The following is a 20746-nucleotide window of genomic DNA, read 5'->3' as shown; positions in this document are numbered from 1 at the left end:
GGCGCGCCTCAGCGGGTCGTCAGGTCCCGTGCGCGGCGCACCAAGTCGCGGTCGGTGCCGACCGCGCCGACCAGGCACACGCCGACCGGGGCGTCGTCGACGGTGAGGGCGGGGGCGCTCACCGCGGGGAGGCCGCCCACGCTCGCGAGGCTCGTCATCCCCGTGGTCGCGGTCCTGGTGCGCTCGAGTGCGGCGGCGTCGGCGGACACGAGCGGTGCGGGGCCCGGCACGGTCGGGAACACGAGGGTCCGGCCGATCAGCGCCCGGCGGATGGCGTGCCGGACGACGTCGAGGCGCTGGACCGCGTCGGCGGTGGCGGCGGGGTCGTTCGCCGCGGCTGCTGCGAACCGGTCCCCGACGACGGCGCTCAGCGCGCCGGGGTGTCCGGCGATCCAGGCTCCGTGGGCGGCGACGGCCTCGGCGGCCTGCACCAGGCGGAGCAGTTCGCGGAGCTCGTCGGGTGCGGGGACGCCGAGGTCTGCGAGCCGGACCCGGTCGGGTTCGTCGTCGAGGGACCGGGTGAACGCGGAGAACGCCGCGGCGGTGTCGGGGTCGACCAGGGCGAGGAGTTCCTCCGGGACGACGAGGGGTGTCGGTGCCGGGGCCGTCCCGGGGTCGGGCACGGTGGCGTCGAGCGCGGCGAGGAGCGTCTCGGCGTCGCGGGTGAGCCACCCCACGGTGTCGAAGGACGGTGCGAGGGGGAGCAGACCGTCGCGGGGGACCGTGCCGTGGGTCGTCCGGAGGCCCCAGAGCCCCTGGTACGAGGCGGGGACCCGGACGGACCCGGCGGTGTCCGTGCCGATCCCGATGTCGGCCGTGCCGAGACCGACGGCCGACGCGGAGCCGCTGGACGAGCCTCCTGGCAGCCGCGTCGGGTCCGCGGCGTTCGGCGGTGTGCCGTGGTGCTCGTTCCGTCCGGTGAGGTTGTACGCGAACTCGTCGGTGCGTGCGATCCCGCGGATCGCGGCACCGGCGGCGAGGAGCGCCGCGACCGCCGGTGCCGCGGCCGTCTCGACGGGCGCCTCGCGCAGGAAGGTGGGGTTGCCGGCACCGACGGGTTGGCCGGGCACGGCGTAGAGGTCCTTGACCGCGACGGTGCGCCCGTCGAGCGGCCCGGAGGCGCTGGGTGCGACGAGCGGGTCGCCGACGGCCCGCCAGACGGTCGGGTCGAAGGCGCGGGGGCGGCCGGTCACGTGTGCCGCCTCGATGCGCCAGCACGCGACGGGGCCGGTGTCGTCGTGTGCGGTCGTGCGGCGCCACAGCTGGGTCTGGAGGCCGTGGCCGCCGGCGGCGAACCGGGACACCGACACGACGAGGGCGAGGTCCTCGGCGAGGGGCCGGACCTCGACCCGCGTCAACGTCCTGGTCGCGACCCCGCCGCGTGCTCCGCGGAAGGCGCTGATCGCGTCGTGGCCGACGAGCAGCCCGCGGTCGTCGCCGCGCATCGTGCCGGGTGCGTCGACGAACGCGTCGTCGAGGGCGTCGAGGTCGTTCGTCAGCAGGGCGGCCTCGTACGCGTCGAGTGCCTCGAGGAGACCCTCGGGGGCGTCGGGGTGCGTGGTCATCGGGCGGGCTCCTCGAAGTCGGCCTTGCGGATGCGGGCGTGGACACCGGTGACGAGGTCGACCACCTGCGAGATGTCGAAGTCCGTCGCGGCGGAGAGGTAGGCGTACGCCAGGTGCGGCTCCATGCCCCAGCGCGCACCGAGGATCGCGACGGCGTGCCGGACGCACTCCCGGACGGCCTCGTCGAGGTCGGGGTCCATCCCGGTGGGGACGAGGTACTCCTGGGTCTCGGCGACCGGCCACACGAGGTCGCCGAACCGGCTCGCGGCCTCGTCGGCCGGTGTCAGGTCGAACCGGACCGTCGCGCGGAGGGAGGCCTCCATCGCGGTGAGCGCCACCTCGCCGTCGCCCTGCGCGAAGTGCGGGTCGCCGACGTACGCGAGCGCACCGGGTACGAGGACGGGCAGGTGCAGCTGCGTGCCCGCCTGCAGGAGGTTCACGTCGATGTTCCCGCCGTGGCGGCCCGGGGGGACCGAGTGCCGGCGCTCCCCGGGGGTGGCGACGCCCATGATCCCGAGGAACGGGGCGAGCGGGAACCGGGCGAACCGTTCGCGGGCGGCCGTCAGGGGGATGCGGCCGCGGAGTCCGGCGGGGGAGTCGACGACGTCGGCGAAGACGCTCACGGTGGTGCCGTCGACGGGGTACTCGCCGTGCAGCGCGCCCCGGCCGTGGCGGTTCGACACGACGCCGTAGTGCACGCGGGGGAGCGTCTCGACGACGGTCATGGTGAGGACGTCCCCCGGTCGCGCGCCCGCGATGCCGACGGGCCCGGACACGACGTGCGGTCCGTCCGCGTCGGGGTCGCGGCGTCCGGTCCGGGCGATCGCGACGGCGTCGTCGAGCACGTGCTCCGGCGCGACGCCGTGCGTGGCGAAGAAGGCACGTGGGTCACTGCCCTGGTCGGGGAGGATCCCCTCGTGGCTGACGGTGTCGATCGTCACCGACTCGCCCGGCACGACGGTGATCGCCGGGCGGTCGTCGGCGTTCGGCAGCCGCCCCCAGAGGACGGTGTCCGGATCGACCGGCAGGTAGCGGTCGGCGCGGACCGGTCCCGTTCCGGGCTGGAGGGTCGGGATCGCGGGGGTCGTCATCGGTCGGCCTTCCGTTCGACGAGGTGGGCGACGTCGGCGAGGTGGTCGGTCATCGCCGTGCGGGCGGCCGCCTCGTCGTGTCGGCGGATGCAGTCGAGGATCTGCTCGTGCCACACGAACGACGACCGGCGGCCCTCGCTCGTGCTGTGGGACCGGGCGCGGACGTCCTGCACCCAGCCGCTGCTGAGCTCGCACAGGGAGACCAGGAGCGGGTTGCCGGAGGCCCGGGCGACCTGCACGTGGAACGCGACGTCCTGCGCGAGGGACTCCTCGGGGCTGAGGCCGGCGTGCGTGGCCTGCAGGATCCGTTCGAGCGCGAGCAGGTCGGCCTCGCCGGCACGGGCTGCGGCGAGCGCGGCGACCTGGGGCTCGACGACGGCCCGGAACTCGGCGACGTTCTCGGCCCGGTGCGCGAGGTCCTCGGCGTGCCCGACACCGGTCTGGCGTTCGAGGAGCGCGGTGGCCTCCTCGGACCGGGGGAGCACGACCGTCCCGCGACCGGGCGTCCGGGACACGAGGCGTCGGCGTTCGAGTTCCTGCATGGCCTCGCGGACGGTCGTGCGCGACACGGCGAGGTCCTCGGCCAGGGTCCGTTCCGGTGGCAGCTTGTCGCCCGGCGCGAGGTCCTCCAGCACCAGGCGCGCGAGGTGCGCGGCGGTGGCGGCGCTCAGGGTGCGTCCTCGTTGCATGGGCAGGAGCCTAGGGTCCATTGGTCTGCTTGGCTCATTGGTACGACCAACTTTTACACGCCCGTCACACGCTGCGACGGAGCCGGAAACACGACGGGCGAATGGTGGGTGGCGTCAACCGACCACCGATGAAGAAGAGGGGTCCGTCGTGGACCTGGTCCTCCGCAACGCCCGCCTGGTCGACGAGCCCGGCCTCGTCGACGTCGTCGTCGAACACGGCACGATCACCGCGGTCACCGCAGCCGTCGGCACCGTCCCCGGCGACCCGGCCACCCGGGTCGTCGACTGCGCCGGCCGCGTGGTCGTGCCCGGGTTCGTCGAGTCGCACCTGCACGTCGACAAGGCCCTGCTCGACCGGGAACGTCCGAACCCGGACGGGACGCTCGCCGGGGCGATCGCCGTCACCGGGGAGCTCAAGCGCGGGTTCACGCACGGCTCGGTCCGGGACCGCGCGCGCACCCTGCTCGACCAGGCGATCACGAACGGCACGACGCTGGTCCGCGCACACCCCGACGTCGACCCGATCGTCGGGTTGACCGGCGTCGAGGTCCTGCTGGGGCTCCGCGACGAGTACCGCGACGCCCTCGACCTGCAGATCGTCGCGTTCCCGCAGGAGGGCATCGCGAAGGCGCCGGGGACCCTCGCACTCCTGCGCGAGGCGCTCGGTGCCGGCGCGGACGTGATCGGCGGCTGCACGTACAACGAGCGGTCCCTCGCCGAGTGCCACGAGCACGTCGAGACCGTCCTCGACCTCGCCGAGGAGTTCGACGTGCCGGCGGACCTGCACGCCGACTTCGCCGACGACACGAGCGACCCGCGGTTCGCCCTCGCGCGGGTCATCGCCGACGCCGTCGTCCGCCGCGGGATGCAGGGCCGGGTCGCGCTCGGGCACGTGACCTCGTCCGCGAGCCTGCCCTCGACCGAGCGGGCCGACCTGTTCGCGCGGCTCGCCGAGGCGGGGGTCGCGGTCGTCCCGCTGCCGGCGACCGACCTGCACCTCGGCGGTCGCGCCGACGACCACGACGTCCGCCGCGGTGTCGTCCCGGTCCGCGACCTCTGGGCCGCGGGCGTCACGAGCGCGTACTCGTCGAACAACGTGCGGAACGCCTTCACCCCGTTCGGCAACGCCGACTTGCTCGACATCGGGCTGCTGCTCGCGCAGGTCGGGCACCTGTCCGGGCCGGAGGACCTCGCTCGCGTCCTCGACATGGCGACGACCTCGGCTGCACGGGTCGTCGGGATCGCCGAGACCTACGGCATCCGTCCCGGAGCCGACGCTGACCTCGTGCTCCTCTCGACCACCGACCCGGCGGGTGTGCTGCTCGACCGCCCGGACCGCGCCCTCGTCGTGAAGCGCGGCCGCGTCGTCGCCGAGACCACCCGCACCACCGTCCTCACCACCGGCACCACCCGATCGAAGGAGCTCAGCAATGCGTGAACGGATCCCGCACGAGATCGTCGCCTCCGTCCTGGCCGGCGCCACCGCGTTCATCGGGGGCACGGCGCTGAACCTGCCCACCTGGGCGATCTTCATCAGCTGGGCGGGGATGTTCCTGCTCGGGCCGAAGCCCACGCTCCGGAACGCCACCCGGCTCTGGGCGACGATGCCGGTGGGGTCGACGTTCGCCCTCGTCATCGTGCTCGTCGACCAGCGGATCGGCACGCTCCTCGGCGACGGGCAGTTCGCCCGGAACGTCGTGCTCGGCGTCGTGATCCTCGTGTGCAACACCGCGCTGATGTGCACCGGCCGGGTCCGTGCGTTCGCGCTGGTCCCCGGGATGTTCCTCGGGTTCGCGTCCTTCTTCGCGACGTACTTCGGCGGCTTCGGCTTCGCACCGGGCAACGTGTGGGCAGCGTGGGTGTCCGTCGTGGTGATGAACGCCGCCGGCCCCGTCTTCGCGTACCTGTCGCGGAGGTGGACCTTCGCGCGCCCGACGGGACCCGACGGCGGTGGGGCCGGCGTCCCGTCGGACGCGACGGCTGCCGTCGGGGGCGAGCCGCGCCTCCAGTCCGACCCTGCACCGACGCGCGCCTAGCGCGTCCTCGCAGCCACGGGGTACCCGCCCCCGGTACGCTCGGTTCCCGTGTCACGAGTCGTCCGCCGCCCCCGTTCCGCCGTCCGGAGGCCGGTGACCATCTCGGCCGTCGCCGTGCTCCTGCTGGCGGTCGGCTACCTCGTGGCCGCAGCGGTCGTGCCGTTCGCCCCGGCGAGCGCCTCGACCACCACGTACTCCGCGCCCACGTCGTCGGTGCCGGACCTGACGTTCCCCGGCTACGGCGCCACCGCGGTCGAGGCCACCGACTTCCCCGAGAGCCTGCGCACGAGCGGCGACACGAAGCCCCGGTCGATCGCGAGCATCTCGAAGGTCGTCACGGCGCTCGTCGTGCTCGACGAGAAGCCGCTGCAGCCGGGGGAGTCCGGCCCGACGATCACCTTCAGCCCCGGGATGCAGGCGCTCTACGCGAAGTACCTCGCGGTGAACGGCGAGGTCGCGCCGATGCCCGCCGGCCTCCAGCTCTCGGAGTACCAGACGCTCCAGGTCATGCTCATGAAGTCGGCCAACAACTACGCCGGGTCGCTGGCGCTCTGGGCCTTCGGGTCGATGGACGCCTACCGCCAGGCAGCGGACGAGTGGCTCGACGAGCACGGACTCGACCACACCACGATCGAGGAGCCGACCGGCCTCGACGCGCACAACACCTCGACGGCCACCGACCTCGTCGAACTCGGGCAGCTCGCCCTCGCGAACCCGGTGGTGAAGGAGGTCGTCGGCACGAAACAGGTCACGGTGCCCGGCGCCGGCGCGATCGAGAACTCGAACAAGCTCCTCGGACTCGACGGTGTCGAGGGCATCAAGACCGGCACGCTCGACGAGGCCGGCGCCTGCCTGCTCTTCGCGGCGACGTACGAGCGCGGTGGCAAGGACGTCACGGTCGTCGGCGCGATGCTCGGCGGCGTCGACCACGACTCGCTCGACGTCGACGTCCAGCGGCTGCTCCGGTCGGTCGCCGACAACTTCCAGGTCGTCACGCTCGCCCACGCCGGGCAGACCTTCGGCACGTTCTCGACGCCGTGGCAGGACGAGGCGGACGCGGTGTCGCGGTCCGCGGCCGAGGTGCTCGTGTGGGGCCGGACGAAGGTGTCCGCGAGGACGAAGCTCGAGCAGATCACCCTCGGCACGAAGGGGGAGCGCGTCGGCACGGTGCGGTTCACCATCACGGACCACGACCCGGTGACGGTGCCGCTCGTGCTCGAGCGGCCGATCGACGACCCGGGCGTCTGGTGGCGGTGGACGAACCCGTTCCAGGGCGCGTGACGGTGCCGGCCTCCGTGCGGCCGTGGCGGCCGTCCGACGCGCCGGTGCTGCTGGCGGCGTCGGCGGACCCGGAGCTCGCGCGCCAGTTCGGCGGTGTGCGCTTCGACGACGTCGCGGCGGCGGAGGCCTTCATCGGGGCGACGTACCGGTTCGACGGGCACGCCCGGTACTGGGCGATCGTCGCGGACGTCGCTGAGGGGCGCGCCGGGTCGGACGGCGCCGGGTCGGACGGCGCCGGGTCGGACGGCGCCGGGTCAGGCGGCGCCAGGTCGGGCGACGCCGGGGCCCGGGTGGTCGGCTGCGTCGGGGTGACGGCCATCGAGCACACCCACGGCACCGCCTGGGTCTCGTACTGGCTCACACCGGAGGCCCGCGGACGGGGCCTGGCGACCCGCGCACTCGCCGCCGCCGAGGACGCCTTCGCCCTCGGCCTGCACCGCCTCGAACTCGGGCACCGCACGAACAACCCGGCGTCGTGCGCGGTCGCGACCAGGGCGGGGTTCCGCGCCGAGGGAGTGGAACGCGAGAAGCTCCGCTACGGCGACGACCGCTTCGACGTCGAGACCCACGCCCGCCTGGCGACCGACCCGACCCCCGATACCGTGCCACTGCCCCGCGACCCGGCCAGCCCGCCGCCCCGCGACCCGGCCGACGCGCGCCGGGGCTCCTGAGCCCTCACCGGCCGACGGCGCGCTCGACCATCGCACACGGCACAGTGGCGTCCCACCCCGCGATCCTGGGCATCGCGCCGACCCGGACGCTGTCGCCCGGGTGCGCCGCGCAGTACGACGCTCGGTGCTCGATCTCGGCGGACCACTGCGGCCCGTGCTCCCGGAGCGGCACCGCCCCGGCACCGGCCACGAACGCGACGACCGACGCGACGACGAGCACCCCGCCCGCTGCCCGCCACGACCACCGTGCGCGGGCGAGGAACACGTCGGCGGCGAGGACGACCGCCGCGGTCAGGAACATCGACGACGCGGCCGCGTACCGCAGGGGCGCCGTGCCCGCCCACGCCGCCGGGGTGAACGAGGACCACGTCGTGCCGGGCGTCCGGTTCACGATGAGCGCCGCGTACCAGACGACGCCGGCGCCGACGCTCACGGCGAGGAGCATCCACCGGGTCCGCCAGTCCGCCAGGACGAGGGCGGCCACGACCGCGACCACGAGGAGCACGGCCGGCACGGTGACGACCCACCAGCCGTGGGCGGAGACGGACGCCCCGACCGCACGCACGTCGGCGTTCCCGCTGCCGCCGACGACCTGGGCGACGAACCCGGCGGTCATGTCCCGGAACGAGGTGATGCCACCCCGGTGCGTGGCGGAACGCGGGTGCGTCAGCGCTGCCGTGACCTGTGCCGCGACACCGAGCACCGCGACTGCTGCGACGGGGATGACCCGACGCTGCCGACGACCAAGCAGCAGGAGCGGCAGGAACACGGCGGCCTGGATCTCGCTCGTCGTCACCACCGCCACGGCGACGGCGGTCCACGCGGACGACCACCAGCTCCGCGGACGGTGCGCGAGCAGCCACGGCGCCGCGAACAGCAGGTACCAGTGCAGGTTCGCCGCGGTCCCGGCGATCTCGACGGGCGCCAGCGGGACGAGGGCGGGGACGGCCGCGAGGAGCACCCGGAGTGGCCAGGCTCGCACCACGCCGCGCGCCAGGACGAAGACGGTGCCGCACACCGCGCCGAGGACCGCGCACGACATCGCCGAGACGGACAGCGCGTACAGGTCGATCCGCCCGAGCGCGACGGCGGCGTCGACCACCAGCCGGGGCAGGACGTGCAGGTAGCCGTCGTACGGGTGCCACACCGAGCGGACCGGGCCGAGGGCGAGCCGGTCGGTGAGGAAGCGCCCGGAGTCCTCCGCCCAGGCGACGCCGCGGGCCGGGCTCCCGATGCGGACCCACGCGAGCAGGCCGGTGGCGACGGCGACGAGGAGCGCCCAGACCGCCGTGGTCCGTCGTCTCCGCGGGTGGTCCGCCGTCGTCATCGGACCCCCTCGTGCCGTCGTGCCGTCCGTGCTGTGCTGCCGATCGATCCTGGCGTGCGCCGGTGGACGGCACCCGTGACGCAGATGCCGTGACTCTCAGACAGACCGACGAGGACACGGACCGACCGGCTGCGCGCGACGACCCCCGGCGACGTAGTGTCGGACGGGTGACGACGACGTTCCCCCGGTCCACCCCGTCCGCCCTCGGCATCGACGCCCGTGGCCTCGCCCGGTTCCTCGACGCCCTCGAGTCGACGCCCGACGTCGAACCGCACAGCATCGTGCTGCTCCGGCACGGTCAGGTGGCGGCCCAGGGCTGGTGGCAGCCCTACGCCGAGGACCGCGTCCACCTGCTCTACTCCCTCAGCAAGAGCTTCACCGCCGCCGCCGTCGGGATCGCCGTCCGCGAGGGGCTCATCGACCTCGACGCCACCGCCCTCTCGTACTTCCCGGAGCTCGAGGCCGAGATCACCGACGAACGCAGCCGCCGCATCCGCGTCCGGCACCTGCTCGCGATGGCGAGCGGCCACCGCGAGGAAGCCCTCGACCGCGCCCGCTCCGCCGACCCGGAGAACCTCGTCCGCGGGTTCCTGCTCACGCCGCCCGACGAGGAGCCCGGCACCGTCTTCGCGTACAACCAGCCGTGCACCTACACGCTCGCCGCCGTCGTCCGGCGGGTCAGCGGCGGCACCCTGGTCGACTACCTGCGCCCGCGGCTGCTCGACCCGCTCGGCATCGACGACCTGGCGTGGCGCCGGGACGAAACCGGCGCCGAGCTCGGGTTCAGCGGGTGCTACGCCCCCACCTCGGCGATCGCCGCGCTCGGCCAGCTGTACCTGCAGCGCGGCGTGTGGGCGGGCGAGCGGATCCTCGACGAGGACTGGGTCGCCGCCGCCACGAGCACGCAGGTGGCGAACCCCGACGAGGGCAACCCGGACTGGTCGCAGGGCTACGGCTTCCAGTTCTGGATGGCCCGCCACGGCTTCCGCGGCGACGGCGCCTACGGCCAGTTCTGCGTCGTCCTGCCGGAGCAGGACGTCGTCCTCGCGCTCACCGGCCAGAGCCTCGACATGCAGGCCGCCCTCGACGCAGCCTGGCAGCACCTCCTGCCCGCCGTCGACGCTGCGGAACTCGACGCGTCCGCGGATGCGGACCTGGAGGCGCGGCTCGCCTCCCTGGGACTGCCCCCGGTGCAGGGCGGTCGCCTCCCCGACCTCGGTGCCGGTCCGTTCCGCGGTGACGACATCGACCGGATCGGCTTCACGCGCGACGGCGACCGGTGGCGCGCGGACCTCGAGGTCGACGGCGGGACGCTCTCGGTGCCGGTCGGCGAGGGGGAGTGGGCGGTCGACGGCCCCCTCGCCGCGAGCGGTGCGGTCGCACCGGACGGCACCGTGCTCGTCGACGTCCGGTTCGTGGAGACGCCGCACCTCGCGCACGTTCGCATCGACCTCGCGGCCGGGACCGCCACCGCGTCGTGGGTGACCGAGCCGCTGCACGACGGTCCGCTGACGCTGCGCCGCCCCGCCGACTGATCGAGCGCTACGGGGTGTCGGACTTGTGCTCGACGACGTCCTGCAGCTCGGGTCGCTTCGGGGTCACGCCGTCGCCCGAGGACGTGTGCTTGATCCGCCGGACCACCCACGGCACGAGGTACTCGCGCGCCCAGCCGAGGTCCTCGGCGCGGGCCTCCCGCCACGGACGGGCCTCGAGCGGCTCGGGGTTGAACGGTTCGAGCCCGTGCTCGACGCCGAGCGCGTCCAGCACCGCGGCGGCGACGGTCGCGTGGCCCATCGGGGAGTGGTGCAGCCGGTCCGGAGCCCACATCCTCGGGTCGCGGAGGACCCGGAGTGCCCACATGTTCGCGACGAGGGCGCCGTGCTTCAGCGCGATGGCGTGCAGGTTCTCGTTGTAGATCGCCGTCTTGCCGCGGACCATCCCGAGCACCGGGGTCATGCCGACGTCCGGACCGGTGAAGAGCACCACGGTCGCGCCGTCGCTCCGCAGCCGGGACACCATCGCGTCCACTCGCTCGGCGAGCTCGTCGGGGTCGGAGCCCGGCCGGATGATGTCGTTGCCACCGGCCGACACCGTGACGAGGTCGGGACGGAGGGCGAGTGCCGGTTCGACCTGCTCGTCGATGATCTGCTGCAGGAGCCGCCCGCGGATCGCCAGGTTGGCGTAGGCGAAGTCCTCGGACTGGTTCGCCAGGACCTCGGCCACCCGGTCCGCCCAGCCACGGTTCCCGCCGGGGACGGTGGGGTCGGGGTCGCCGATCCCCTCGGTGAACGAGTCACCGATCGCGACGTACCTGGACCACGGATGACGATCTGACACGCCTCGGACCATAGTCTCGTGGCATGACGAAGGCCAACCCCGCGGCGGTGCTGGGCGACGAGCTGCTGGAGCGGATCGCCGCCCGCGCCCCCGGCTACGACGCCGCGAACGCGTTCTGCACCGAGGACCTCGACGAACTCCGGGCGGCCGGCTACCTGCGGCTCGGGGTGCCCGTCGAACGCGGCGGTGCCGGACTCGGGCTCGCCGCGACGACCGCGGTGCAGCGGCGGCTCGCGGAGGCCGCACCGGCGACGGCGCTGGGACTCGGGATGCACCAGGTCTGGGTGCAGGCGGCGCGCGCCGTCACTGCGCGGGGTGGGTCGTTCCTCCAGGCCGTCACCGACCACGCGGCGGACGACCACCTGCTCGCGTTCGGTGTGAGCGAGCCTGGCAACGACGCCGTCCTCTTCGACTCGCTGACGACGGCGGAGCCGGACGGCGACGGCGGCTACCGCTTCACGGGGACGAAGGTCTTCACCTCGCTGGCCCCAGCGTGGGACGTGCTGAGCGTGTTCGGCAAGGACGGGTCCGGACCGGAGCCGCAGCTCGTGCACGGTTTCGTGCTGCGGTCCGACGGCGACGTCGAGCACCTCGACGACTGGGACACCCTCGGGATGCGGGCGACGCAGAGTCGCACGACGAAGCTGCACGGCGTGCACGTGCCGGCCGACCGGATCGTGCGGACCCTGCCGGTCGGGCCGAACCAGGACCCGCTCGTGTTCGGCGTCTTCGCGGCGTTCGAGCTGCTGGTGGCGTCGGTGTACGTCGGGATCGCCGCGCGTGCGGTGGCACTCGCGGTGTCGGCGGTGCGGTCGCGCACGGCACTCGACGGGACACCGCGGTCCGCGGACCCGGACGTGCGCCGGGCGATCGCGGACCTGCGCGGGACGGTCGACGCGATCGAGCTGCAGGTGACCTCGCTCGCCCGGTCGGTCGACGAGCTCGACGACCTCGGACCGCGGTGGTTCCCGCTGCTCGTCGGGACGAAGGCCCGGGCGGTCGACGCGGCGCAGCACGTCGTGGACGAGGCGATGCGGGTCGTGGGCGGTGGTGCCTACCGGGCCGGTGGCGAGCTCGCGCGCCTGGCCCGGGACGTCCGGGCGGGCCAGTACCACCCGTCGTCGCGGGACTCGGCGGCGCGGACGATCGCGGCGTCGGTGCTGGGGCCGCTCGGCTGACGCGCGACACCCTGGTCGGGGCGATGTCGGTGGGTCCTGGCATCATCGCCGTGTGAGCAAGCAGGACGGACGCAACCGACTGGTGTCCGACGCGCCCGTCGACGACGTGACGGCGAGCGTGCTGCACGTCGACATGGACGCCTTCTTCGCCTCGGTGGAGCTGCTCGACCGGCCGGACCTCCGCGGCCTGCCGGTGATCGTCGGGCACGATTCCGACCGCTCGGTCGTCACGGCCGCCACGTACGAGGCCCGCAAGTACGGCGTGAACTCCGCGATGCCGATGGCCGTCGCCAAGCGTCGCTGCCCGAACGCGATCATCGTCGAGCCGCACTTCGAGAAGTACCGCGCGAAGTCCGACGCCGTGATGGCCGTCTTCGACCGCTTCACGCCCCGCGTCGAGAAGCTCGGCATCGACGAGGCCTTCCTCGACGTCGCCGGGGCGATCCGGCTGTACGGCACCCCGTGGGAGATCGGTCGGGCGATCCGTGCGGCGGTGTACGCCGAGACGGGCCTGCACTGCTCCGTCGGCGCCGCGTCGACGAAGTTCGTGGCGAAGCTCGCGTCGAGTCGGTCGAAGCCGGACGGCCTGCTCGTCGTGCCGGCTGCCGACACCGTGGCGTTCCTGCACCCGCAGCCCGTGTCGGCGCTGTGGGGGGTCGGCGGCAAGACGCAGGAGACCCTCGAACGACGCGGCATCCGCACCGTGGGGGACCTCGCGACCACGCCACTGGGCTCGCTCGTCTCCGCGCTCGGTCCGGCCGGCGGTCAGCGCCTGCACGACCTCGCGTGGGGCCGCGATCCGCGCGTGGTCGAGAGCGGCGTCGGCGAGAAGTCGATCGGGCACGAGGTCACCTTCGGCCACGACCTCACCGAGCGCGACGACGTCGCCCGTGAACTCCTGCGCCTCGCCGACAAGGTGGCCGTGCGACTCCGGCGCGCCGACGTCCAGGCACGGACGGTGGCGCTCAAGGTCCGCTACACCGACTTCACCACGCTGACCCGGTCCCGCACCCTCGCGGAACCGACCGACGTCGCCAAGCGCCTGCACCGCGAAGCCGTCGAGCTGTACGACGTGCTGCACCGGCCGGGCAACCGGATCCGGCTCATCGGGGTCCGTGGCGAGAACCTCGTGCCGGCGGCGGCGAGCAACGCGCTCTGGGACGACGACGCGCCGTGGCGCGAGACCGAGACGACGATCGACGCGGTCGCCGCACGCTTCGGCGCGGGCGTGCTCCGACCGGCATCCCTGGTGCGCGGCACGCCCGAGGGGCACGTCCCGCACGCTCGGCAGGACGAAGGGTGACGGTAGAATCTCGTGCAGTGAGCGCAGCCGAGTACACCGATCAGCCAGGGGCGGGGGACCAGCCCGCGGCCCTGTGGGACGACGGCACCGCAGCGCCTGAGCACGCGGTCGTCGCCCACGACGAGGCCGTCGCCGCTGCCGAGGCGGCGGGCAACTCGGCCGTGCAGAACCTGTCGCCGGCCTTCCCGGACCGCGCCGCGTGGGGCACCGCGTCGAAGCTCCGCGCCTGGCAGGTCGAAGCGCTCACCAAGTACTTCGAGACCGAGCCGCGGGACTTCCTCACGGCCGCGACGCCCGGCGCCGGCAAGACCACGTTCGCGCTCCGGCTCGCGACCGAGCTCCTCGCCCGCGGCACCGTCGACCGCATCGTCGTCGTGGCCCCGACGGAGCACCTCAAACGGCAGTGGGCGGACTCGGCGGACCGCGTCGGCATCCGGATCGACCCGATGTTCAAGAACGGCGACGGCATGTTCGGCCGGCACTACCAGGGCGTGGCGATCACGTACGCCCAGGTCGGCATGAACCCCGAGGTCCACCAGAAGATCACCGCCGGCGGCAAGACGCTCGTGATCCTCGACGAGGTCCACCACGGCGGCGACGCCCTGACCTGGGGCGACGGCATCAGAGAGGCGTTCTCGAAGGCCACCCGTCGCCTGTCGCTCTCCGGCACCCCGTTCCGCTCGGACACCGCGCCGATCCCGTTCGTGCAGTACGCCCCCGACGAGCAGGGCATCCGCACCTCGGTCTCCGACTACAACTACGGCTACGGGCGCGCCCTCAAGGACGGCGTCGTCCGCCCGGTGCTCTTCATGGCGTACGCGGGCCAGATGCGCTGGAAGACCCGCATGGGCGACGAGATGTCGGCGTCGCTCGGCGAGCAGGTCACGAAGGACATCACCGCCCAGGCCTGGCGCACGGCGCTCTCACCCGAGGGCGAGTGGATGCCGGCCGTCCTCTCCGCCGCCGACAAGCGCCTGACCGAGGTCCGCCGTGGTGTGCCGGACGCCGGTGGCCTCGTCATCGCCACGGACACCACCACGGCCCGCGCGTACGCCCGCATCCTGCAGCAGATCACGGGGGAGCGGCCGACGGTCGTCCTCTCCGACGAAGCAGCGGGGTCGAGCCGGATCAGTGCCTTCGCCGAGGACACCTCCCGATGGATGGTCGCCGTCCGCATGGTGTCCGAGGGCGTGGACGTGCCGCGCCTGTGCGTCGGCGTGTACGCCACGAGCGCGAGCACCCCGCTCTTCTTCGCGCAGGTCATCGGCCGCTTCGTCCGTGCCCGTCGCCGCGGTGAGACGGCGAGCGTGTTCCTGCCGAGCGTGCCCGGGCTGATGGCGCTGGCGGCCTCCCTCGAACTCGAGCGCGACCACGCCCTCGACCGCCCGAAGGACGCCGACGACGGGATGTACAACCCCGAGGACGCGATGGTCGCCGAGGCCAACAAGGAGGACCGGGCGTCGGAGAGCCTGCTCGACGTCCAGCCGTTCGAGGCGCTCGACTCGCAGGCGTCCTTCGACCGTGTCCTCTACGACGGCGGCGAGTTCGGCAGCGGCGGCGAGGTGGGCTCGCTCGAGGAACTCGACTTCATCGGCATCCCGGGGTTGCTCGAACCCGACCAGGTGCGCGACCTGCTCCGTGCACGCCAGGCGACGCAGGCGAAGCGCGCGAAGGGCCGCACCCCGAAGGACGGCATGCCCAAGGCAGCCGCCCCCGCGCCCGAGGACCGCCCGATGTACCAGACGATCAAGGAGCAGCGGTCCGAGCTGCACCGGCTCGTCTCGATCTGGTCCCGGCACGCGAACGAGCCGCACGGGGCCATCCACGCCGAACTCCGCCGCATCAGCGGTGGCCCGGCCGTGGCGCAGGCGAGCATCGAGCAGATCCAGAAGCGCATCGACGTGCTGCGCTCCCGCATCGGCGGCCGCCGGTGAGTACCGCGTGATCGAGGCCGTCGACGACCGCACCTGGTACGTCAAGCGCGACGCGGAGTCCTCGCCCGAGGCGATCATCGACCGCTTCGGCGGTGGGTACCGGCTCCGTCGGTTCTCGCTCACCGAGTCCCGTCGGACGCCCCACGGGGTGTACACGGGCGTCGAACTCGCCGAGACCGCGTGGTGGCGGCTCCGCGACAGGCCGCGGACCTCATGACATCGCAAGCCGAAGTCGGGTAGACCGGGGGAATGGCAGACTCCATCCCTCACGTCCTCGTCCTCGGCGGCGGCTCCGCTGGCTACACCACCGTCAAGCAGCTCCAGAAGCACGCAGCGACCGTGCCGATGCGCATCACGCTGGTGGACCAGAACACGTACTACACGTACCTGCCGTTCCTGCCCGAGGTCGCCGGTGGCCACATCGCCCCGAAGGACGTGACCTTCGAGCTGCGCCGTGCGCTCCGCAAGACCCGGGTCATCCAGGGCAAGGTCACCGGGATCTCCTCGGCCGACAAGACCGTCTCGATCGCCACGGCCGGCGGCGACGACCGCACGCTCGGCTACGACCAGCTCGTCGTCGCGCTCGGCTCCGTCACGCGCACGTTCCCGACGCCCGGGCTCGAGGAGCACGGCGTCGGCTTCAAGAGCGTCGAAGAGGCCGCCTACGTCCGCGCGAAGCTCCTCGACAACATCGCCAAGGCCGCTGCCACCCGTGACGAGGACGAGCGCCGCAAGCTGCTCACGAGCATCTTCGTCGGCGGCGGGTACACCGGCGTCGAGGCGATCGGCGAACTGTTCGACGTCTCGCAGGCCGCCATCAAGACCTACCCGTCGCTCGCCGGCGAGCACCCCCGCTGGGTCCTCATCGACGCGCTCGACCGCGTCGCACCCGAGGTCGGTCCGGAGCTGTCCAAGTGGACCCTCGAGTCGCTGCGTGCCCGCGGCATCGACGTCCGCCTGAAGACGACCATGCCGAGCTGCGAGGGTGGCGTCGTCAAGCTCTCCGACGGCGACGAGTTCGCCACCGGCCTGCTCGTCTGGACGGCCGGCGTGAAGCCGAACCCGCTCCTCGACGCGTCCGACCTGCCGCGCGGCCCGAAGGGTCACCTCGCCGCGAACGCGAAGCTGCAGGTCGAGAGCGAGGACACCCACGAGGTCGTCCCCGGCGTCTGGGGCCTCGGCGACGTCGCGCAGGTGCCCGACCTGACGGCCGAGAAGCAGCCGGCGTACTACCCGCCGAACGCGCAGAACGCCGTCCGCCAGGCCGTCGTGGCCGCGGACAACGTGGTCGCGACGATCACGGGCAAGCCGCTCGAGGAGTACCGCCACCCGTCCATCGGCACCGTTGCGTCGTACGGTGTCGCGAAGGGTGCGGCGAACATCAAGGGCATCAAGATGACGAACCTCCTCGCGTGGCTCGCGCACCGCGCCTACCACGTGTACGCGATGCCGACGCTGAACCGCAAGGTGCGCATCGTGATCGGGTGGGTCACCGGGGCCGTGTCGGGTCGCGACGCGACGTCCCTCATCAAGGAGACCGACCCGCGCCGCACGTTCGTCGAGGCGTCGAAGTCCTAGACGCGCGTTCCTGACGGACGGGAGGCGCGGTGCCGGCTGGCACCGCGCCTCCCGTCCGTCGTCCGGTCGCGCCGACGCGCGTGGTGCGGCAGACTGACTCCCTCGGTGCCGCCGCACGGAGGTCCTGGAAGACACCGCACGTGACCACCACCATCTCCTGCCCCCGCTGCCGAGCCGTTCGTCGCCCCACCGGGGTGCACCGCTGCCCCGGACCCGACGACCCCGCCCGAGCGCTGGGCGTGGGCAGCAGCGTCGCCGTGGTCCTGGACGTGCTCGCCGGTGTCGGCCGACCGTTCCTCGTCGGCGGGGTGGTCCGCGACGCGCTGTTCCGTGCGTCCGGGCGGGCGGTCCCCATCGTCGACGACCACGACGTCGACGTCGAGGTGCACGGCACGGACACCGCCTCGGTCGTCGACGCCCTGCGCGCGGCGGGAGCCGTCGTCGTCACCACGGGCGCGCGATTCGAGGTCCTCAAGGTCGTGGTCGAGGGCGTGCACGTCGACGTCGCGGTGGTGCCGGGGAACGCCGACGACGACGGGCTCGCCGCGGCCGCGGTCCGTCGCGACTTCACGGTCAACGCGGTCGCGTGGGACCCGGCGACGAACGAGTACGTCGACGCGGTCGGTGGGATCGACGACGCTGCCCGGGGTGTGCTCCGACACACCTCGGACCGGTTCGGGGACGATCCGCTGCGGGTGCTGCGCGCCGTGCAGCTGGTGGCGCGCTTCGACCTCGTGCTCGACCCCTCGACGGTCGACGTCGCCCGGTCGCTGGTGGACGCGTTCCCGTCCGTGGCCGCCGAGCGGGTCTGGCCGGAGATCCGGAAGGCGGCGCGGGGCGACCACCAGTCGCGGGCGCTCCAGGTGCTGCACGACACCGGGTGGGAGCGGCACCTCCCGGAACTCGCCGCGGTGCGTGACGTGCCGCAGGACCCGCGGTGGCACCCCGAGGGGCCCGTGCACGTGCACCTGGGGCTCGCGGCGGACGCTGCTGCCGCTGCCTGCACGGCCGACGGCGTCACCGGTGAGGACCGCACCGTCGTGGTGCTCGGCGCGCTCCTGCACGACCTCGGCAAGGCGGGCGACGGGACGCAGCGGGAGCGTGACGACGACGGCACGGTCCGGGTCCGCAGCCTCGGGCACGAGGTCTCGGGCGCGCATGCGGCGCGCGACCTGCTGCGGCGGATCGGCGCGCCGCGCACCCTCACCGAGCGCATCGCCACGATAGTGCGAGAGCACATGGTGGTGCACTCGACCGACGGTGCAGCGCCGTCGGTGCCGGCGGCGCGCCGACTGCTCCGTCGTCTCGGCGGGTCGATTGCGACTGCCGAGTGCTGGGCCCGGGTGTGCGAGGCGGACTCGCAGGGACGGGGTGCGGCGTCCGGGCCGTCACCGGCGTGGGCGTGGCTCGCGGTCATGCGTGCCGACGAGGCCGCGGGACCCCGGGTGCGCCTCGTGACCGGGCGGGACCTCGTCGCGGCGGGGCTCGCGCCGGGCCCGCGGTTCCGGGAGGTGCTGGACGCGGCGGCCGAGGCGCAGGACGAGGGCCGCTTCGAGGACGCGGCGGGCGCTCAGCGCTGGTTGCATGAGCGGCTTAGTCCGCCACGGTGATCGTCACCGTGGTGGACTCGGTGGACGCGCCCGCATCGTCGCGGTAGCGCACCGTGATGGTGTGCCGACCCGGCGTCAGCCCGGTGTCCCCGCGCCGGATGTGCCCGCTGAAGCGGCCCCCGGCTCCGGTCGACACCGTGCCGACGAGCGCGCCGTCGACGGCGACCTCGACGTCGGTGTCCGCCCAGCCGGTGATCGTGACCGGCAGCGGGCCGCCCGTCGCGGTGCTCCCGTCGGCGGGGTCGGCGATGGTCGGGACGAACGCGAAGGGGGCGCTGCTCGTCGCCGCGGAGGTGTTCCCGGCGGCGTCCCGTGCGGTGGCGCGGATCCCGGTGGCGGTCGGGGTCAGGCCGTCCACCGCGACGCGCCAGTGACCGTCGGCACCGGTGGTGGTCGACGCGGTGGCCGTGCCGCCCGTGCTGTTCGTGGTGCTCGTGCCGCTCGTGCCGGCCGTGCCGCTCGTGCCGCGGAGGACGGTGACGTCGATCGTGCTGCCGGCCTCGGCGGTGCCGGAGAACACCGGCGGGGTGGTGTCGGTGGGTGTCCAGGTCGTCGCGATCGTCGGCGCCGCCGGAGCCGTTGTGTCCACGGTGACCGTGACGACCACGGGGACCGAGGTGGCGTGGTCCGGCGTCGTCGCGGTGATGCTGACCCGTTCGACCCCGTCCCCGGAGAACCGCAGCGTGGTCCTCCACGTGCCGTCGGACCCGGCCGTGGTCGCGGCGGTGAGGGTGCCGGAGCGGACCTCGACGCGGCTGCCGGGCGTCGCCTCCCCGGTGAGCTCGACGGTCCGGCTGGCGACGAGCATCGTCTCCTCGGCCGGGATCGGGGGAGCGGAGCGCGGCAGCTGCGGGTCGACGCCGCCGGTGGTCGAGGATCCGCCGGCCCCCGGTGACGTGGGGTTCGCGCTCGGTTCGGCGGTGCGGACGTCGGGTGTCGAGGACGCCCCGGCGGAGGAGTCCCCGAGGACCGTGTCGACGACGGGGGTCGGAGCGGTCGGGACCGTCGTCGGTGCGCCGGTGTCGTCGCGACCGGGCGACGGCAGGGGACTCGGTTCGGCGACGTGGGACGGGGCGGTGCGGTCGGCTGGTGCGGGGTGCTCACCGGACGGCGCCGAGCCGTTCGCGGCACCTGGTGAGCGCGCGCCGGCGGTGGACGTGCCGGTCGGGTGGTCGTCGGACCACGTCCCCGCGACGGCGATGACGGTCGTGACGACGACGAGCGCTGCGACCACGCCGACCAGTCCGGTGACCGGCAGGGGCACCCGGCGAGCAGCACCCGTCGCCGAGGCCGAGCGGGCGGTGGACACGGCCGCCGCAGCGGGGGCGTCCGCGTGGAGCACCGCGTGGCCGATGCCCAGACCGACCACCGGCGGGAGGAGTGCCGCCGCGATCCGTCCGGCGAGTCGGCGGGTGTCCTCGAGCACCGGCGGGCAGTGCACGCAGTCGCGGATGTGCGCCTCGAGCTGACGACGGTCGCGCGCGGTGAGCGTGCCCGCTTCGTAGGCGCCGAACGCGGCCAGTCGCCGACGGCACTCGTCGGGCAGGCCGTCCGTCGCGAGGTGTTCCTGGACCCAGGCCGCACGGAGCGCCCGCCGTGCTCGGAACGCCAGGGACGAGACGGCTCCGGGCTGGAGGTCGACCAACGGGGCGACGTGTCGAGGTCGCAGTCCCTCGACCTCGGTGTACCAGAGCACGCTCTGCCAGCGTTCGGGCAGGGTGCTGAACGCTCGCCCGAGGGCCGTGCGGTCGGCGGCGCGGGCCATCTCCGTCGCCGCGTCGGTGCCGGAGTCCTCGAAGGCGTCGAAGTCGACGTCGGCGTCCGTGTGGCGGGCGCGTCGGCGGAACTCGGTGTTGGCGACGTTGCGGATGACGGTGTACAGGTACGGGCGGAAGAGTTCGTCCGGACCGGCCCCGCGTTCGATCGCACCGATGACGTTCGTGAAGGCCTCGGACACGACGTCCTCGGCGTCCGAAGAGCCCACGAGTCCGGTCGCGTGCCGGACGGCGGCACGGTGGTGCCGGCTCCACAGCGCTGCCACCGCCGACCGGTCGCCGTCACGCGTCGACCGGATCAGTGCAGCGTCACTGCCTGGCTCAGGGGCACCGCGCACGTCGTTCGTCTCCTCGTCCTGGGTTCACCGGCT

General features: G+C 73.7%; 17 protein-coding genes. 11 read left to right on the top strand and 6 right to left on the bottom strand.

Going from position 1 to position 20746, the window contains the following annotated elements; all coding sequences use genetic code 11:
- Window positions 1-8: 8 nt before the first annotated feature.
- From QE359_RS13760 to QE359_RS13750, 3 genes are read right to left on the bottom strand one after another with little or no spacing between them, the layout of a single operon-like run.
- The gene (locus tag QE359_RS13760; protein ID WP_309779622.1) at window positions 9-1565 is read right to left on the bottom strand and encodes an AtzH-like domain-containing protein; all 1557 of its coding nucleotides are present in this window, start codon (window positions 1563-1565) and stop codon (window positions 9-11) included.
- Window positions 1562-2656, bottom strand: coding sequence for an acetamidase/formamidase family protein (locus QE359_RS13755; RefSeq protein ID WP_309779621.1), 1095 nt, complete (start codon window positions 2654-2656; stop codon window positions 1562-1564). Before QE359_RS13755 ends, QE359_RS13760 begins: the two co-directional genes overlap by 4 nt.
- Entirely contained in the window at window positions 2653-3345 is a 693-nt protein-coding gene (locus tag QE359_RS13750; RefSeq protein WP_071301543.1) for a FadR/GntR family transcriptional regulator, read from the bottom strand. The genes QE359_RS13755 and QE359_RS13750 overlap by 4 nt, the downstream gene beginning before the upstream one ends.
- Window positions 3346-3493: 148 nt before the next feature.
- Between QE359_RS13750 and QE359_RS13745 the strand changes: the two genes are divergently transcribed.
- The 4 genes from QE359_RS13745 to QE359_RS13730 are packed head-to-tail and all read left to right on the top strand — an operon-like array spanning window position 3494 to window position 7333.
- Window positions 3494-4783 carry an amidohydrolase family protein gene (locus QE359_RS13745; RefSeq protein ID WP_309779620.1) on the top strand — a complete coding sequence of 430 codons (1290 nt, stop codon included), beginning with the start codon at window positions 3494-3496 and terminating at the stop codon, window positions 4781-4783.
- The gene (locus QE359_RS13740; protein ID WP_071301545.1) at window positions 4776-5381 is read left to right on the top strand and encodes a DUF1097 domain-containing protein; all 606 of its coding nucleotides are present in this window, start codon (window positions 4776-4778) and stop codon (window positions 5379-5381) included. The genes QE359_RS13745 and QE359_RS13740 overlap by 8 nt, the downstream gene beginning before the upstream one ends.
- Before the next feature lie 48 nt (window positions 5382-5429).
- A complete protein-coding gene (locus QE359_RS13735; RefSeq protein ID WP_309779619.1) occupies window positions 5430-6662 on the top strand; it encodes a D-alanyl-D-alanine carboxypeptidase in 1233 nt (410 codons plus the stop codon).
- A 2-nt stretch (window positions 6663-6664) separates the two neighbouring features.
- The gene (locus QE359_RS13730) at window positions 6665-7333 is read left to right on the top strand and encodes a GNAT family protein (RefSeq protein ID WP_309779618.1); all 669 of its coding nucleotides are present in this window, start codon (window positions 6665-6667) and stop codon (window positions 7331-7333) included.
- Window positions 7334-7337: 4 nt separating this feature from the next.
- Here the strand turns inward: QE359_RS13730 and QE359_RS13725 are convergent, their stop codons facing one another.
- Complete coding sequence (locus QE359_RS13725; protein WP_309779617.1) at window positions 7338-8660, bottom strand: hypothetical protein; 1323 nt, start codon at window positions 8658-8660, stop codon at window positions 7338-7340.
- Window positions 8661-8827: 167 nt separating this feature from the next.
- Between QE359_RS13725 and QE359_RS13720 the strand changes: the two genes are divergently transcribed.
- The gene (locus QE359_RS13720) at window positions 8828-10195 is read left to right on the top strand and encodes a serine hydrolase (protein WP_309779616.1); all 1368 of its coding nucleotides are present in this window, start codon (window positions 8828-8830) and stop codon (window positions 10193-10195) included.
- A 7-nt stretch (window positions 10196-10202) separates the two neighbouring features.
- Here QE359_RS13720 and QE359_RS13715 read toward each other — a convergent pair whose 3' ends face one another.
- A complete protein-coding gene (locus tag QE359_RS13715; protein WP_261647319.1) occupies window positions 10203-10997 on the bottom strand; it encodes an SGNH/GDSL hydrolase family protein in 795 nt (264 codons plus the stop codon).
- Window positions 10998-11020: 23 nt separating this feature from the next.
- Between QE359_RS13715 and QE359_RS13710 the strand changes: the two genes are divergently transcribed.
- The 6 genes from QE359_RS13710 to QE359_RS13685 all read left to right on the top strand — a co-directional run bounded on the left by QE359_RS13710 (window position 11021) and on the right by QE359_RS13685 (window position 18600).
- Window positions 11021-12175 carry an acyl-CoA dehydrogenase family protein gene (locus QE359_RS13710; protein WP_309779615.1) on the top strand — a complete coding sequence of 385 codons (1155 nt, stop codon included), beginning with the start codon at window positions 11021-11023 and terminating at the stop codon, window positions 12173-12175.
- Between the two features lie 52 nt (window positions 12176-12227).
- Window positions 12228-13478 carry a DNA polymerase IV gene (gene dinB / locus QE359_RS13705; protein WP_309779614.1) on the top strand — a complete coding sequence of 417 codons (1251 nt, stop codon included), beginning with the start codon at window positions 12228-12230 and terminating at the stop codon, window positions 13476-13478.
- Between the two features lie 17 nt (window positions 13479-13495).
- The gene (locus tag QE359_RS13700; RefSeq protein WP_396127740.1) at window positions 13496-15412 is read left to right on the top strand and encodes a DEAD/DEAH box helicase; all 1917 of its coding nucleotides are present in this window, start codon (window positions 13496-13498) and stop codon (window positions 15410-15412) included.
- A 7-nt stretch (window positions 15413-15419) separates the two neighbouring features.
- Window positions 15420-15629, top strand: a complete 210-nt coding sequence (locus QE359_RS13695; RefSeq protein ID WP_070419019.1) for a hypothetical protein — start codon at window positions 15420-15422, stop codon at window positions 15627-15629.
- A gap of 32 nt (window positions 15630-15661) precedes the next feature.
- The gene (locus tag QE359_RS13690) at window positions 15662-16990 is read left to right on the top strand and encodes an FAD-dependent oxidoreductase (protein WP_309779613.1); all 1329 of its coding nucleotides are present in this window, start codon (window positions 15662-15664) and stop codon (window positions 16988-16990) included.
- A 140-nt stretch (window positions 16991-17130) separates the two neighbouring features.
- Window positions 17131-18600 (top strand): HD domain-containing protein, encoded by a 1470-nt coding sequence (locus tag QE359_RS13685; protein ID WP_309779612.1) that lies wholly within the window; start codon window positions 17131-17133, stop codon window positions 18598-18600.
- Here QE359_RS13685 and QE359_RS13680 read toward each other — a convergent pair.
- Window positions 18584-20641 carry a sigma-70 family RNA polymerase sigma factor gene (locus QE359_RS13680; RefSeq protein ID WP_309779611.1) on the bottom strand — a complete coding sequence of 686 codons (2058 nt, stop codon included), beginning with the start codon at window positions 20639-20641 and terminating at the stop codon, window positions 18584-18586. The genes QE359_RS13685 and QE359_RS13680 overlap by 17 nt on opposite strands.
- Window positions 20642-20746: the final 105 nt, after the last annotated feature.

It is taken from the genome of Curtobacterium sp. SORGH_AS_0776 (assembly GCF_031453355.1).
In the GTDB taxonomy this organism is placed as follows: domain Bacteria; phylum Actinomycetota; class Actinomycetes; order Actinomycetales; family Microbacteriaceae; genus Curtobacterium.
Note: the sequence above shows the minus strand (reverse complement) of the source record. Positions and strands in the feature narration are given on the sequence as shown.